This is a genomic window from Desulforhabdus sp. TSK (genome assembly GCF_022836495.1).
Classification (GTDB): domain Bacteria; phylum Desulfobacterota; class Syntrophobacteria; order Syntrophobacterales; family Syntrophobacteraceae; genus Desulforhabdus.
On record NZ_BQXM01000012.1, the window covers coordinates 56530 to 70888 of the forward strand.

General features: G+C 57.7%; 12 protein-coding genes. 2 read left to right on the forward strand and 10 right to left on the reverse strand.

The features are described from left to right. Positions 1-5 precede the first annotated feature (5 nt). Positions 6-659 (forward strand): nitroreductase, encoded by a 654-nt coding sequence (locus tag MWC30_RS09150; protein WP_244083868.1) that lies wholly within the window; start codon positions 6-8, stop codon positions 657-659. Positions 660-682: 23 nt separating this feature from the next. Here MWC30_RS09150 and MWC30_RS09155 read toward each other — a convergent pair whose 3' ends face one another. The 10 genes from MWC30_RS09155 to MWC30_RS09200 all read right to left on the reverse strand — a co-directional run bounded on the left by MWC30_RS09155 (position 683) and on the right by MWC30_RS09200 (position 12370). Next, positions 683-1855: a Xaa-Pro peptidase family protein gene (locus tag MWC30_RS09155; protein WP_244083869.1), complete on the reverse strand. Its 1173-nt coding sequence runs from the start codon at positions 1853-1855 to the stop codon at positions 683-685. Between the two features lie 15 nt (positions 1856-1870). After that, the gene (locus tag MWC30_RS09160) at positions 1871-3346 is read right to left on the reverse strand and encodes an ATP-binding protein (protein ID WP_244083870.1); all 1476 of its coding nucleotides are present in this window, start codon (positions 3344-3346) and stop codon (positions 1871-1873) included. A gap of 146 nt (positions 3347-3492) precedes the next feature. Further along, positions 3493-5052, reverse strand: coding sequence for a PAS domain S-box protein (locus MWC30_RS09165; RefSeq protein ID WP_244083871.1), 1560 nt, complete (start codon positions 5050-5052; stop codon positions 3493-3495). 417 nt (positions 5053-5469) lie between these two features. Beyond that, positions 5470-5856, reverse strand: coding sequence for a two-component system response regulator (locus MWC30_RS09170; protein WP_244083872.1), 387 nt, complete (start codon positions 5854-5856; stop codon positions 5470-5472). 109 nt (positions 5857-5965) lie between these two features. Beyond that, positions 5966-6889 carry a methylenetetrahydrofolate reductase gene (locus tag MWC30_RS09175; protein ID WP_244083873.1) on the reverse strand — a complete coding sequence of 308 codons (924 nt, stop codon included), beginning with the start codon at positions 6887-6889 and terminating at the stop codon, positions 5966-5968. Continuing rightward, positions 6886-7554, reverse strand: coding sequence for a methylenetetrahydrofolate reductase C-terminal domain-containing protein (locus tag MWC30_RS09180; protein WP_244083874.1), 669 nt, complete (start codon positions 7552-7554; stop codon positions 6886-6888). The genes MWC30_RS09175 and MWC30_RS09180 overlap by 4 nt, the downstream gene beginning before the upstream one ends. Before the next feature lie 26 nt (positions 7555-7580). Further along, complete coding sequence (locus tag MWC30_RS09185; protein ID WP_244083875.1) at positions 7581-8024, reverse strand: hydrogenase iron-sulfur subunit; 444 nt, start codon at positions 8022-8024, stop codon at positions 7581-7583. Then, positions 8024-11062, reverse strand: coding sequence for an FAD-dependent oxidoreductase (locus tag MWC30_RS09190; RefSeq protein ID WP_256461236.1), 3039 nt, complete (start codon positions 11060-11062; stop codon positions 8024-8026). Before MWC30_RS09190 ends, MWC30_RS09185 begins: the two co-directional genes overlap by 1 nt. Before the next feature lie 63 nt (positions 11063-11125). Beyond that, positions 11126-11998: a methylenetetrahydrofolate reductase gene (locus MWC30_RS09195; RefSeq protein WP_244083877.1), complete on the reverse strand. Its 873-nt coding sequence runs from the start codon at positions 11996-11998 to the stop codon at positions 11126-11128. A 117-nt stretch (positions 11999-12115) separates the two neighbouring features. Next, complete coding sequence (locus MWC30_RS09200; RefSeq protein WP_244083878.1) at positions 12116-12370, reverse strand: hypothetical protein; 255 nt, start codon at positions 12368-12370, stop codon at positions 12116-12118. Positions 12371-12595: 225 nt separating this feature from the next. On the opposite strand from MWC30_RS09200, the gene MWC30_RS22655 reads away from it, so the two are divergent. Continuing rightward, positions 12596-14020 (forward strand): sigma-54-dependent Fis family transcriptional regulator, encoded by a 1425-nt coding sequence (locus tag MWC30_RS22655; RefSeq protein WP_269467779.1) that lies wholly within the window; start codon positions 12596-12598, stop codon positions 14018-14020. Positions 14021-14359 lie beyond the last annotated feature (339 nt).

The window sequence follows — 14359 nt, forward strand, 5'->3', positions numbered from 1 at the left end:
AGCACATGGACCTTTTTCAAGCAATGAAGGAGCGCAAGAGCATACGGGCGTTCAAGCCCGACCCCGTCGAGCGTGAGACCATCGAAGCCATTCTCGATTTGGCCGTCAGTGCCCCGTCGGCCATCAACCTGCAGCCCTGGGAGTTCACGGTGGTCCTGGGGGAGGAGAAAGCCCGACTGAGCAGGAAGCTCGTCAAGGCTTACCGGGAAAAGCAGATCTCCTGCAGCCCGGGAAATGTGAAGCCCCTCGCCCCTGCCTTCACCGCCCGGGGAGTGGAATCTTTTCAGACCATGAAGCCCATCCTGGACCGGATGGGGGTCGATTTCAACACCTTCATCAACGAGGGGAGCTGCAACTTTTATGGAGCGCCGGCCGCCATCATCCTCTGCCTGGATGATTCCTTTTCCAAGGCCCGTCTCGTGGATATGGGCATCACCCTCGGCTACCTCCTGCTCGCAGCCCATGCCCACGGCATCTGGACCTGCCCCATCGGCCTCATTGCGGCCTACGAAGACGAGGTGAGAGATTCCCTCAACATCCCGGAGAACAAGGAGGTGGTGATTTCCGTCGCCCTGGGGCATCCCGACTGGGACAGCCCCATCAACCATTTCACATCCCCGCGTGACACGATGGACAAGTTCGTCCGCTGGATCGACTGACCACGCTGTTTCCTTGCATGCGGCTAAACGACGACAACCCTCTCATCCGTATTGCTGAGCACCCGGTATGCACCGTCCTTTATGAGGACGGTGTTCTCTATGCCGCAGATCCCTTTGCCGGGAAAAACCATCTTCGGTTCGATGGCCAATACGGTGTTTTTTTCAATGGGATACTTGTGGGCGGCCGCGATGAAGGGCATATCCGAAAGCTCGAGACCGATGCCGTGGGCGAGGAACCTCACCCGGTGCTGCTTCACGCCCAGGTAGTTGGCGCCGAAGCCCATCTGCCGGGCCAGATCCAGTGAATACTCAAAAAGTTTGTCGCTGCCCATGCCCGTGAGGGCTTTGTCGAGGACGCGATACTGAATCTCCCGGCAGGCATCGTAGGCTTTCAGAAACAGCTCGGGCATGGATCCGATGGCGAACATCCTGGTCTCATCCACCAGGTAACCCTGATAGCAGATGGGAAAATCGATCATGATGGGCTCATGGGCCTTGATCTTTTTCATGCCTGCCCCCATGGGAAAGGCCGGCGACAGCCCCAGCCCGCCCGCCGGAGTATCCACCTGGCTGACGACCGTACCCGAAATCCCGCTGAGGATATGCCAGGAATAGGCCTCGAACATGAGGGACCGGGTTCTGAGTATCCCTTCATGGCCCAGGGCCTTTGCATGCGCCTCGAGAAGCCCCCCCAGTTCGATTTCCGTCATGCCTTCCTTCAAGAGCTCGGGGACGCGCGCATACACCTTTTTCCCGATCGCCCCCGCCTTCTTCATGAGTGAAATTTCGTAGGGCGACTTGTACTTCCTCAATTCTCTCGTGAGGGGCGAAGAATCGACGGTCTCCGCACTGCCCAGAAACTTTTTGAACTGCATGACATCGTTGTAGGACATGACGTCCAGTTGCAGCCCGACCCGCTTCATGGGCTTCAGCTCCGATACGATCTCCTTGGAGGAGCGGATGGGGAGGATGCGCTTCAGCGGGGATTCTTTTCGGGCTCGAGGGAACGCCCTCTTGACGAAAAATATGGGATCGTCATCGGCGGGAACGAAAAGTATCCCGTTCTGCATGGTTCCTGTCAGGTAAAAATAGTCTACCTTGTGATGGAAAAAGGCCCCGTCGAGGGAAGCCTTTTCCATGAGGATCCGAAGATTGGAAAGCCGTTCGGTAATCTCTGCCGCCGGTGTGTATCGCATGGTATCGTCCTTCCCCTATTTTCCCAAAGGCAGGTGCACGTGAAAAGTACTCCCCCGGCCGGGGGTGCTCTCCACCCGGATCCACCCATTGTGGGCTTCCACGATGCTTTTTACGATGGGCAGGCCCAGGCCGGTTCCCACGATCATGCGGGTCTTGTCGTTTTTGACCCGGTAGAACGGCGCAAAAATCCGGTCGAGATCCTCAGGAGCGATACCGAAGCCCGTATCTTTGACACTCACCCGCACGTAATCGTTCTCCACAGCCGCGGAGAGCTCGATTTGCCCCCCTTCCGGCGTATAGCTGATGGCGTTGCCGATGAGGTTGGACAGGACTTCCTCGATATTGCGACGGTTGGCCAGGACCGGCATGAGGGGACCCGGCAGCTGGAGATCGAGAGTGATATGAGCGGCTTCCGCTCTGGGAGAGTGAAAATCCCTCTGGTCTTTGAGCATCTCCCCCAGGTCGATTTGCTCGCGCTCCTGCAGGATCAGGCCCGATTCGACCCGGGCGAGATCCAGGAGCTCGGAAGACAGGCTGACCAAGCCTCGAATGCGCTCCGAAGCCCGTCCCAGGATCTCCTCCTGCTTTTCGGTAAGGCCCCCCGCAAGACCGTCCCGCACCACCTGTATTTGCGCCAAAATAGAGTTGAGGGGGCTCCTGATTTCGTGGGCCACCATGGAAACGAAATCCGAGCGCACCTGGTCCATTTTCTTGATCACGGTGATGTCGTGCAAGACCATGATGGCACCCACATTCCGCCCCGAACGGTCCCGGAAAGGCAGGCACCTGGCATTGAATATGCGCTCCCCGCTTCCGCCCTCGCCGCCGGATTTCCACTCCTCGGCGAGCTCGACAAATTCCTCCTCGGGCATGGCCAGAGCCTGGTCGATGAGGCCTTCCAGCATATCGTCGCGTGTGACTTCCAGGCTCGTTCGACCGACACAGCCTTCCTGCTCCTGAAATCCCACCATGCGTTGAAAGGAGGGATTGGCGAGGACGATGCGCTTGTCCCGGTCCGTCGCCAGGACTCCGTCGGTCAGCCGGTTGATGAGCACCCGCGTGCGGGATTTTTCACCGGCAATGTCCTGAAGCGCCCGGGTGTACTCGATGGCTTTCGTCACCAGCAGACGCAGCTGGTCGGGCGAAAACGGCTTGGGGATGAAATCGAAGGCCCCTCGCTTCATGGCCTCCGTGGCATGCTCCACCGTGGCATAGCCGCTGATGACGAGAATGGTCGAATCCGGATGGAGGGCCTTGACCCGGCCCAGCACATCGAATCCCGACATGTTGGGCATCATGAGATCGAGAAGGATGATATCATAGTGCTTTTCCTCGATCATTTCCAGGCCTCTGGCCCCCCGATCGGCCGTGGCGACCTCAAAGCCGTCGTTCAAAAGGACCTTACGGCACCCCTCGCGGATGCGCTCCTCATCATCCACGATCAGAATGCTCGGCTTGGCCTCAACTCCAGATACTCCAATTTCACTCATATGCATACGGGCTCCTTACCCCAGAGCGAAGACAACAATCACGATAGCAACGTTCGAGAAAGTGGTTTGGGAATACTTCAGGTCGATCAATTCGCAGTGCACGCCGGCAAAGGGTGTGCAGGGGCTCGTGCCGATCTTTATCCATTCTATACTAAAACCGTATTTTCGACGTTATAGAACATGTCCTCATCATCCGTGACCTGGTACAGGGGAAGCTCCACCAGGAACGTTGTCCCGGCAGGGCTCGTCTCCTTGATGGAAATGCTGCCATCGTTGTCTTTGATGATGCCGTAAACCATGCTCAACCCCAGTCCTGTCCCCTTCCCCAGGTTCTTGGTCGTGAAGAAGGGATCGAACACCCTCGACATATTTTCCCTGGGAATGCCGCATCCCGTGTCGGAGACCTCCAGGTAGACCTTCTTTTCGGCCTTGTTTCGGCAGGTTCTGAAAGTCAGGGTTCCTCTTCGCTCCATGGCGTCCAAGGCGTTCATAACGAGATTGATGATTACCTGCCCCAATTGATTTTTATCGGCATTGACCAGCATCATTTCGTCTGAGAGCTCCTTGACGATCTGGATGTTCATGAAGAGCTTCTGGTCCCGGATGAGACTCAAACTGTTCTCCAGCAGGGTGTTGAGATGGATGACCTCCCGATTTTGACTGGTCTGGCGGCTGTAGGCCAGAAGATTCTTGACAATGACGCCGCAACGATTGGCGTCATCGATGATGAATTGGACGTCATCCCGCAGGAGGCTGTCCTCAGGGAGGCTCTCCAGGACCAGATTCGCGTAGAGCAGGATTCCTGTCAGGGGATTGTTGATTTCATGGGCCACACCCGCCGCCAGCTGCCCCAGGGAAGCCATCTTTTCCGACTGAGAAATGCGAACCATCATGCGGTTCATCCGTTCCTCATGGGCGAGCTGTTCGCGAAGATCGTCGAAGACCCCCATGGTGCCCACTTCCCGATCACCGTCATAAATGATGGCTGCCGTCACCTGGACGGGGATCGATTCGCCCTGGGCATTCAACATGGAGGCACGCATGCTGGGGAGCTTTCCCGCCCCGCCGATTTTGGGGTCACGCAGCTTCCTGAGGATTTCATAAGCCCGTCCCGGCGGGTAGAGATTTTGCACGCTGATCTCCCCCCTGAGGGCCTGCTGCAGGGTAAAGCCCGTGAGCTCCTCGGCGGCTCGATTCATGACGACTATTCGGCCCCGCCGATCAGCGGCGAGGATCCCACTCTGGGAGCTTTCGATCACCTTCTCCGCGAACTCTCGAACTCCCTCCAGTTCTCTTTCAAGGATCTTGATGTTGGTAACGTCTCGAACGCTTTCGATGACATAGCGCACGTTCCCCTCATCGTCGAGAATCGGTGAAAAAATGCGGTCTTCCCATTTTTCCCTGCCGTCCGGGCACTCCACACGCCTGAGAACGGTATGGCCTTCTCGATCCGTAAGCACCTTGGCGAGAGGGCAGAGGTCTGTGGGACAGGGCCTGGTGGAATGGTAGAAGAAATCATGGCATCTTTTGCCGATGACCTCTGCTTTTTGGATACCGAACGCCTTTTCAAATTTCCTGTTGGCGGAAACAATTTTCCTGTCGGGACTGAGAATCAGGCCCGGAAGGGAGAGAGAATCAAAAACCTTTTCTTTCCAGTCCATTTCTTCCTTCAGTCTGGCGTCGGAGTCCTTCATCATGATTTCCATGTCGGCATAAACCTCAGCTCAACGAAGGGCAGATAAGACTCGAAAGCTGCGCCCCCCCTGCACACAGCGCTTCAAAGGATCCCACCGTTTACCCCCCGGTGCCGAGGTGTTCTTACAGGATGCGACCCTCAGGGTCAACCCGGTTCGCCTTTTTTTGCCGAGACAATCTCCCCCTCAGCAACTGTCTGAAAATTCGTTTCCTAGAACTTTTAAGGGGAATCCAGAAAGGCTGCCGGACTGGATTCCCCTTAACAATCCGAGGGACTGCCAACCGTGCCGGCCGGGCCGCGCCGTTTTTGCTGCCCGGCGTGTGGATTGGACAATACGGTCGTTCATCCCCTCATTTTCTGCTGGGACGGGGGTGCGGGATAGCACCATGTTTCATAATATTCTCCCGCACCCCCATGTCATTGCGTATTACACGAGATAGTCCTTAACGATTTCCGAAAGCTTTTCCAGGTCGACGGGCTTGGCGATGTAATCGTCGGCCAGGGTGGATTTTCCGTCGAGGTGGGTATAGCTTGTCGTGGGAACGTTGTCCGCCACAGCCGTCAGAAGAACCACCGTGATGTCCTTGTAGTTGGGGTCCGTCTTGAGCTGGTTGCAAAGCTCATAGCCGTTTTTCCGGGGCATCATGACATCCAGAACCAGCAGGTCGGGCTTCTCCCGCTGAATCTTCTCCAAAGCGTCCTGTCCGTCATAAGCCTTGCCGATCCGATAATCGTAACTTGCCAGCTTCATGGAAACAGCTTCCACCAGATCCGGATCATCGTCCACTACCATAATGTAAGGTTGCTTGGTCATTTAAAGCTCCTTTCCGCAGCTCTCTGCGAAGGTCAATGTGTTTGCTTTTTCAATGAAATGGACTGTTGTTTTACTCTTGGTAAAGCGTCTAAACCGATTTCACGGGTCTCTAAACGACAGGCCTGGGCAGTAACCCCGCCCTCTCCACGATTTCGGGCACCTTCTGCTCCCATTCAATGGCCATGATGTGAAACCCTCTCACCCCTTCCACTTCCTTCAGGCGCTGAATGGTCTCGACGCAGATCTTGATCCCTTCCTCGGACTGCTTCTCCTTGGGCACACCCGCCATACGCTGGACCACCTCATCCGGCACATCCATGCCGGGCACCTTGTTTTTCATGTACCGCGCCATGCCCACGGATTTCATGGGAGTGATGCCGGCCATGATGGCCACCTTCTCATGAAGTCCCCGTTCGCGAACGCCTTCCATCCACTTCTCGAACTTGTCCACGTTGAAGATGCACTGAGTCTGGATGAAATCGACTCCCGCCTTCACCTTCTTGGCGAGTCGCGCCACTCTCAGCTCAAAGGGATCGGCAAAAGGATTGGCCGCAGCTCCGATGAACATCTTCGGTGAGCCGTCGATCTTCTCACCCCCCTGGAACTTGCCTTCATCCCTCATGTTGCGCACCATGTCCACCATCTGGATGGAATCGATATCGTGCACGTTGGCCGCCATGGGGTGGTCACCGAAGCGGGGATGATCGCCCGAGAGGCAGAGCATGGTGTCCACCCCGTGGGAATAGGCCCCGATGATGTCACTCTGCATGGCCAGGCGGTTTCGGTCTCGGCTGACCATCTGGAGTATGGGGTTCAGGCCCATGTTCTGGATGATGATGCAGGCAGCCAGGCTCGACATGCGGACCATGGCTGTCTGGTTGTCCGTGACGTTGATGCCGTCGACACAGCCCCGCAGCAGCTCCGCCTTTTCCTTGACTTTGTTGGGGAGCGCCCCGCGCGGTGGTCCGCATTCCGACGTCACGGCCAGGTGACCTGCTGCCAGTATCTTTTCCAGTGTGCTTTCCGTCTTCATGATGCCAGATCCTCTCTCACGATGCGTCGCGGTCCCCCGCCTCTTCCAGTCCGCCAGTCTTTGGCGGGAATGTTATCCTCGTAGCGCTCCTGCATCCCGAGGGCCTTCAGCCGGTCCCAGATAAGCTGCCAGGCACAGTCGATGTCCGGATCGACTTCGCACTTCCCACTCGTGGAGCCGCCGCAGGGTCCGTTGAGCAGTTGTTTGGAACAGCGGGCGATGGGGCACACTCCCGCCGTGATGCCCAGGACACAGTTGCCGCAGCCGGCGCACCGTTCGGCCCAGACGCCCTGGCGCTCGGAAGCCCCCATGAACCGGGTGTTCACGGCGGGAAAAACAGGTTTTTCCTTGTAGCGCCGCGCCACTTCCTGGGCTCCGCAGCCGCAGGCCATGGACAGCACCGCGTCTGCCTGATCCATCCTGGGGAGCAGCTCTTCCACGTATTCGGGGTCGCACTGTCTTTCCAGGGTGACTTCCTCGATCTCGACGGGATTGCCCTCCTTGGCGAAGTGCATTTTCAGGGCCGAAGCCAAGAGGCCCACTTCCTTGCGGCCACCCGCCGCACACACCGTGACGCATTCGTTGCAGCCGACCAGTAGGATGCGCCGGTAGGGGCTTACACTCCCGATGATCTCTTCCATCGGTTTTCGTTCCGCGGTTATCATCTTCGTTAACTCTCCTTTTCTAGCAGCTAGCACGCGGCCTGATGCATTCCCATGTCTGTCCCGCTCTTGACCGGATTGGCGCCCAGCTTGCAGATCTTTTCCGTAAATTCGGTGGCGACCAGGGCAAAACGTTCCCCCATCCCCGCCGACATGGTGAACATCTCCACGCGATCCCCTCCCATGCCGATGTCTCCCAGGATTTTCCTGACGCTGTCCACACGATGGGCTGCCCGGATGTTCCCATTCTTGAAGTGGCAGTCTCCCTCCAGGCACCCTGCGACAATCACCCCGTCGGCGCCCTTTTCAAGGGCTTTCATGATGTGGATGGCATCGACCTTTCCTGAACAGGGCACGCGAATGATTTTCACATTGGGCGGATAGTGAAGCCTCATGCTTCCCGCCATATCCGCAGCCGTATAGGCACAGTAATGACAACAGAACGCAACGATGACCGGTTCAAATGTCTCCATTATGAAATCCTTTCCAGTAGTCCTTCGAGTTTGGCCATGATCTGGTCGTCCTCAAACTGCATGAGCTGAATGGCCTTGGCCGGACACTCCGAAGCGCACACACCGCACCCATGGCACTTGGAGGGATCGATCTCCGAATATCCCTTCTCGTTGATGAAGGGCACACCGAAGGGACAGGCCCGTACACAGATGAGACAGGCGGCGCACTTGGTCCCGTCCACCTGGGCCACGGCGGCGCCAAGGTTGATAACGTCCCGAGCCAGGAGCGTCTGGGCACGGCCGGCGACAGCCTGGCCCTGGGCGATGCTCTCCCGGATGGTCTTGGGGGCATGGGCCGTCCCGGCCACAAAAAAGCCCGGGATGGGGAGGTCCACCGGACGGAGCTTGACATGCTCCTCGAGGAAATAGCCATCGGGCGTCCGGGGCAGCTTGAAGATGGCGCCGAGATCTTCCGTGGATTCCTCGTCGGCTATGAACCCGGTGCTCAAAGCCAGGCAGTCTGCATCCAGGCGGAATCTTCTCCGGAGGATGGGGTCGGTGAAGGTCACCGACACAGCATCGCCGCTGGGCTCCACTTCAGGCTTGGCATCCAGGTCATAGGGGGTGAAAATGATCCCCTGCTCCCGGGCCTTTCGAAAATAGTCCTCGTCGAAGCCCGCCGTCCGCATGTCTCTGTAGAGCACATAGATGCATGCATCGGGGTTCAGCTCACGGATGCGCAGGGCATTCTTGACGGCAGCCTGGCAGCACACCCTGGAGCAGTTGGGGTTCTCGGGAACCCTCGATCCGACGCACTGGATCATCACCACGTCGTTCCAACCCCTGGCGGCTTCGGGATCCCTGGCCAGGAGTCCGTCCAGGTCCAGCTGGGTGACCACGGCCTTGTGCCGGCCCAGGAGGTATTCCTTGGGACGATTGGGCAGGGCCCCCGTGGCCAGGATCGTGATGCCGTGCTTGATCTCGCGGTAGAACATCTGGGGTGCCACCTGGATACCGGTCTTGAACATCCCGGCCATTCCCGAATGGTCGACGATCATGGCATTTTTGAGGACCTGGATGCGATCGTGATGCTCGGTGCGGTCGATGAGGGCATCGATGCCGGCCTGAACATCCTCTCCCCTGAGAGTCCGATGCACGTTTCTGGCGACACCGCCCAACTTCCCACTGCGCTCCACCAGGAAGACCCGGTAGCCCATATCGGCCAGGCTCAGGGACGCGCTCATACCCGCGACTCCGCCGCCGACCACCAGGACATCCTTGTTCATGGCCAGGTGATAGTCCGTCAGCGGGCGGGCGTGGCGAACGGTGGCGACCGCCATGCGCATCAATTCATCCGCCTTGGCCGAAGCGTCCCTGGGCCGGTCGGAATGCACCCATGCATCCTGGTCCCTCAGATTGGCGATCTCGAGGAGGTACTTGTTGATGCCGGCTTTGCGGAGCATATCCTGGAAAAGGGTCTCGTGAGTCCGCGGAGAGCAGGCGCCCATGACGACGCGGTTGAGCTTCCTGTCGCGGATGGTCTTCTGGATGTGCTCGATCGATTCACGGCTGCATCCGTGACCGACCACCTCCGAAACCTCTACCTGGGGCAGGCGGCTCATGGATTGTGCGATTTCCGCCACGTTCACCACCGATCCGATGTTGAAGCCGCAATCGCACACGAAGACGCCGATGCGCGGCTCCTCTCCCTCTACATCGCGCTCGGGGAGCAGTTCTTCCTCCTTGCGGCTGACGACGCGAAGGGGCGACAGGTCGGCTGCGGCGCAGCAGGCCGCCGCACTCGCCTGCACCACGGTGGCGGGGATGTCCTTGGGGCTTTCGAAGAGCCCCGACACATAGATGCCGGGCCGTGACGTGGCCACGGGATTGAAGGTCCCCGTCTGGGCGAAGTTGTGCTGGTTCAGCTCGATTCCCAACCGGGAGGCCATCTCGGTCAATTCGGCCCCGATCCGGAAGCCCACGGTGAGCACCACCATGTCGAACCTTTCGGTGAGAGCCACCTTGCCGTCGTAAGTGAAATACGAGAGGACGAGCTCGCCGGTGGACGGTTCCATCTCCACAGTGTGGGGACGGCTGCGCACCAGGCGAACGCCGTATTCGTTCCTGGCCCGTTCGAGATAGGTTTCATAGTCTTTGCCGGCCGTCCGCATATCCATGTAGAAGATGGTGGTTTCCACCTCGCCGCCGAAGCGCTCCCGGGTGACCATGGCCTCCTTCAGGGCGTACATGCAGCAGGCACTCGAACAGTAGGAAACCAGTCCCTTTTGAACGCCGCGCGACCCGACACACTGTATCCATGCGATTTTCTTCGGGCTCTTCCCGTTGGAAGGCCTGAGCAGCTCGCCCTTGGTGGGGCCGGAGGCCGAAAGAATGCGCTCATAGTCCAGGCTGGTCACCACATCCGGCAGCACCCCGTACTGGTAGGTATCCAGCACCCGGGGGTTGAAAAGGTCCGCGCCGGGGGCCAGGATGATGGAGCCCACGTCCAGGGTGCGTGTTTTCCGGGTGTCCTCGGGGAGAATGGCCGAGGCCGGGCAGATGCGCACCAGCTCATCGATATTGTCGCAGCGCTCCATATCGATGGAAAAGGCATACGGGGTTGCCTGGGGATACCGCATGCAGGTGGGCGCCCGATGGTCCAGGCCCGGAGTGAAACGCACCGCCTCGGGGAAGGCGCGGTAGCATTCGCCGCAGGCCGTACATTTGGCCAGGTCGATGTATCGGGGCTCACTCGTCACGGTGGCCTTGAACTCCCCTGCCTCTCCCTGCACGTCGTCCAGGCGACTGAGGGGCATGAGCTCGATGCGCAGGTCACGGCCGCTTTCGGATAGATGGGGAGACAAAGTACACAGGTCACAGTTATTGGTAGGGAAAGTCCGATCGAGGCTCGTCATCAAACCGCCTATGGAGTACGCCTTGTCCATGAGGACGACGTCCCTGCCCGCCTCGGCGAGGTCCAGCGCCGACCTGATGCCGGCCATGCCTCCCCCTACGATGAGTACGCTGTTACTCGTTTGAGATCTTTTTGGAGCTTCCATTTGATTTCAATCCACCCTTTTGGAGTCGAAATGATTCACCGCTTGGTCTCTGTCTTTTGAAATTTAGAGTCCGGCACAGTCCAGAATCGCGGGAAGCCGGTGTTCCCATCCCAAAGTGACGATCCGCACTCCTTCCACCTTCTGCTTCAAGGCCGCTACCGTCTCACCGGCGATCCTCACACATTCCATTTCACGATCCGATGCTTTGCGGATACGGCGAATCAGGTCTTCGGTGATGCCTGCAGAGGGCTCATTGGTGGCGATGTAGCGCGCGACGCCGACTGACTTGAGGAGAAATACCGTCGGGATGACGGGTACTCCCAGGGTCTTGAGCTCGGCAAGGAACGGTTCAAACTGCGCCACATCGAATACAGGCGGCGTCACCACGAAGCGCGCCCCTGTCGCTATCTTCAACCGGGCTTTCTCCATTTCTTCTTCCAAACTCTGTTCGGTCGGGCACGACGCGATGGTACAGCCGGCCAGAAAGCTCGGACTGCCGTTCAAGTCCATACCCGCAAGGTCCGTTCCCTTTTCGAGGGTCTGAATGGCGCGGAGCAGCCCTACCTCATCCAGGTCGTTGACCGCTTTGGCATCGTGATGATCGCAGCAACTGATGTCCTCTCCGCAAACCACAAGGAGATTCTGGATGCCGAGGGCGTGAGCAGCCAGGATGTCTCCCTGCAGCGCCAAACGGTTTCGATCGCGGGAATAAACATGAATGACGGCCTCGATCCCCTGCTGCTGCATGAGTACTCCGCCCGCCAGGGCACTCATTTTCATGATGCCGTTGTCCATATCCGGTACGACTACGGCATCGACGCGCCCTTTGATTTTTCTGGCAAATCCTAGAAACTGGGAGGTGTCGACGCCCTTCGGGGTATTCATCTCCGCAAGGACTACAAATTCACCTGACGAGAGTCGTTTTTGAAAACTCATGGGCTTCCTCTTTCTTTTGTTGTAAGTTGCCGGTCTGTTTGAAGCGAGGAGGCAGCGATCACCGCCATGGCTTTTCCCGCGATGCGCCTCGATCACCAATGGTGCGGGATACCGGAATCATGGTCCGAATCGCCTGGTTTTCCTCAAATGCATCCGGCACAAATCCGCATCTTCGTTGAGCTCCATCTTGATGAGCTCACAGAAAGAGGCGGGGATGACTTTGAGAACGTCTGTGCGAGCATCGGGGTCCCGGATGACGATCTCCAGGATCTCGTCCGTCTCCATCTCCCTCAGCACCTGAGTCATTTTCAGGAGCGCCAGAGAGGTGATGGTCTCCCTGAAGTCGAGCACATAGTGCGCTGTCTGTTTCAAGTCGAACATGCTCCTTTCGTTGGTTTCCGCCATTCGACAAGAGCAAACTCGGTGCCAGGCATCCAGAAACGGCGTGGCTTCTCGTCTCGGGAGCTCAACTATCAGGTTTATTGCGGAATTATGTTACAGTAGGGTAAAGTTGCTAAGCCGCCATAGATAAAGAAACTGTAAAATCGTTAAAAAACCTTGTTTAACACGTGTTGCGAATTGAACATCGGATAGCTCATGTTTGAAGAAGATTTGGATCGGTACTGGAAGACGGTGGTGAGCACCATCCGGGACGGGATCATGATTGTCGATACGGGGGGCTCCATCGTGTCGGTCAACAACGCAATGGAAACGATGACCGGCTACACCCGGAGCGAGCTCATCGGCCAGAAGTGCTCCATCCTGAACTGCAGCATCTACTGCATGGTGCGGGAGCGCAGCGGAGATCACTGGTGTCAGCTCTTCAAGAACGGTACCCTGAACACCCGCCGCTGCACCATCATGCGCAAAGACGGGACCTACGTTCAGGTTTTGAAGAATGCCTCTCCCCTTCAGGACAGTCGAGGCAATGTCATTGGAGCCGTCGAAACCATCACGGACATCACGGAACTGGTGGAGAAAGACCGGCAGCTGGCCGCCTACCGGCGCGAGCTGAGGCTGGAAAACTCCTTCCAGGGGATTATTGGAACCTCGGCCCAAATGCGGCAGGTTTTCGACCTCATTGAAAATGCTGCCCATTCGGACGCCCCTGTCATCATCCTCGGTGAGAGCGGCACGGGCAAGGAATTGGTCGCCAGGGCCATTCACCAGGTGGGAGAAAGGCGCAAAGGCCCCTATGTGAAGGTGAACTGTGCCTCCCTGACGGAATCCCTTTTGGAGAGCGAGCTTTTCGGTCACGTGAAGGGAGCTTTTACCGGGGCATACAAGAGTCGGGCGGGACGCTTCGAAATGGCCCAGGGAGGAGATCTTTTTCTGGATGAAATAGGAGACCTGCCCCTTTCCACCCAGGTGAAGCTCCTGAGGGTGCTCGAGGAGAAGATCGTCGAGCGAGTGGGGGACAATAACCCCATACCCGTGGATGTGCGCATCATCTCCGCCACCAACCGGAACCTGCCCCGGCTTGTGGAGAAAGGAGTATTTCGGCAGGATTTTTATTTCCGCATCAACGTCATTCCCATCGTCCTGCCTCCCCTCCGGGAGCGCGTGGAAGACATTCCCCTGCTGGCAGAATCCTTTTTTCGGAAGATCCGTCTGAAAGGACAGAAACCCATCGAGGGGATCAGCAAGAGCGCCATGGAACTATTCCTGCAGTACGCCTGGCCCGGCAATGTCCGGGAGCTCAAGAGCGCTTTCGAGTATGCCTTTGTGACCTGCCAGGACCGTATGATCGAGCCGCACCACCTGCCCCCGGACCTGCTAAGCTCCAGCACCCGGATGAAAGAAAGCTCCGAAACGCTGGACAGGTCGAGCAAGGACGATCTGCGCAAATACCAGCTCATCGACGCCCTGGACCGCGCCAAGGGCAATCAATCCCTTGCCGCGGAATTATTGGGAGTCTCCAGGGTGACGGTCTGGAACAGGATGAAACGCTACGGCATCAAATTCACTAAAGAGCTCAGTTCGCTGACCCAGGACGACAGAGAGGCGGGGGATTACGCATGAGTGGGCGCCTGTTCCGGAATGTTTAAGTACCTGAGCGTATATTTCTTAACATTTTGTCTTGCTGTCCGTTCGCCCTGAGCCTGTCGAAGGGCACAACCAGACATGCCCTTCGACAGGCTCAGGGCGAACGGTTCGTTTTGTTAGAAAACTTTTACTTGGGTACTTAAGCTGTATTTATACCGTGAACCAATGAAATCTTGGCTTTTGTAGGAGCGGCTTCCAGCCGCGACTCTCTTGGAAGCCGGCTAATTCTGTCGCGGCTGGAAGCCGCTCCTACAAAAGCCATCATAAGGTCTGGATTTCATCACCATAGAGTTGCAAGCCCGGAGTCCTTTAAAT

What these genes read in the sequence shown, in the direction of transcription:
- MWC30_RS09155 (WP_244083869.1), bottom strand. Translation starts at nt 1,855, where the DNA reads ATGCGATACACACCGGCGGCAGAGATTACCGAACGGCTTTCCAATCTT.
- MWC30_RS09150 (WP_244083868.1), top strand. Translation starts at nt 6, where the DNA reads ATGGACCTTTTTCAAGCAATGAAGGAGCGCAAGAGCATACGGGCGTTC.
- MWC30_RS09175 (WP_244083873.1), bottom strand. Translation starts at nt 6,889, where the DNA reads ATGAAGACGGAAAGCACACTGGAAAAGATACTGGCAGCAGGTCACCTG.
- MWC30_RS09165 (WP_244083871.1), bottom strand. Translation starts at nt 5,052, where the DNA reads ATGGAAATCATGATGAAGGACTCCGACGCCAGACTGAAGGAAGAAATG.
- MWC30_RS09185 (WP_244083875.1), bottom strand. Translation starts at nt 8,024, where the DNA reads ATGGAGACATTTGAACCGGTCATCGTTGCGTTCTGTTGTCATTACTGT.
- MWC30_RS09170 (WP_244083872.1), bottom strand. Translation starts at nt 5,856, where the DNA reads ATGACCAAGCAACCTTACATTATGGTAGTGGACGATGATCCGGATCTG.
- MWC30_RS22655 (WP_269467779.1), top strand. Translation starts at nt 12,596, where the DNA reads ATGTTTGAAGAAGATTTGGATCGGTACTGGAAGACGGTGGTGAGCACC.
- MWC30_RS09180 (WP_244083874.1), bottom strand. Translation starts at nt 7,554, where the DNA reads ATGATAACCGCGGAACGAAAACCGATGGAAGAGATCATCGGGAGTGTA.
- MWC30_RS09160 (WP_244083870.1), bottom strand. Translation starts at nt 3,346, where the DNA reads ATGAGTGAAATTGGAGTATCTGGAGTTGAGGCCAAGCCGAGCATTCTG.
- MWC30_RS09190 (WP_256461236.1), bottom strand. Translation starts at nt 11,062, where the DNA reads ATGGAAGCTCCAAAAAGATCTCAAACGAGTAACAGCGTACTCATCGTA.
- MWC30_RS09195 (WP_244083877.1), bottom strand. Translation starts at nt 11,998, where the DNA reads ATGAGTTTTCAAAAACGACTCTCGTCAGGTGAATTTGTAGTCCTTGCG.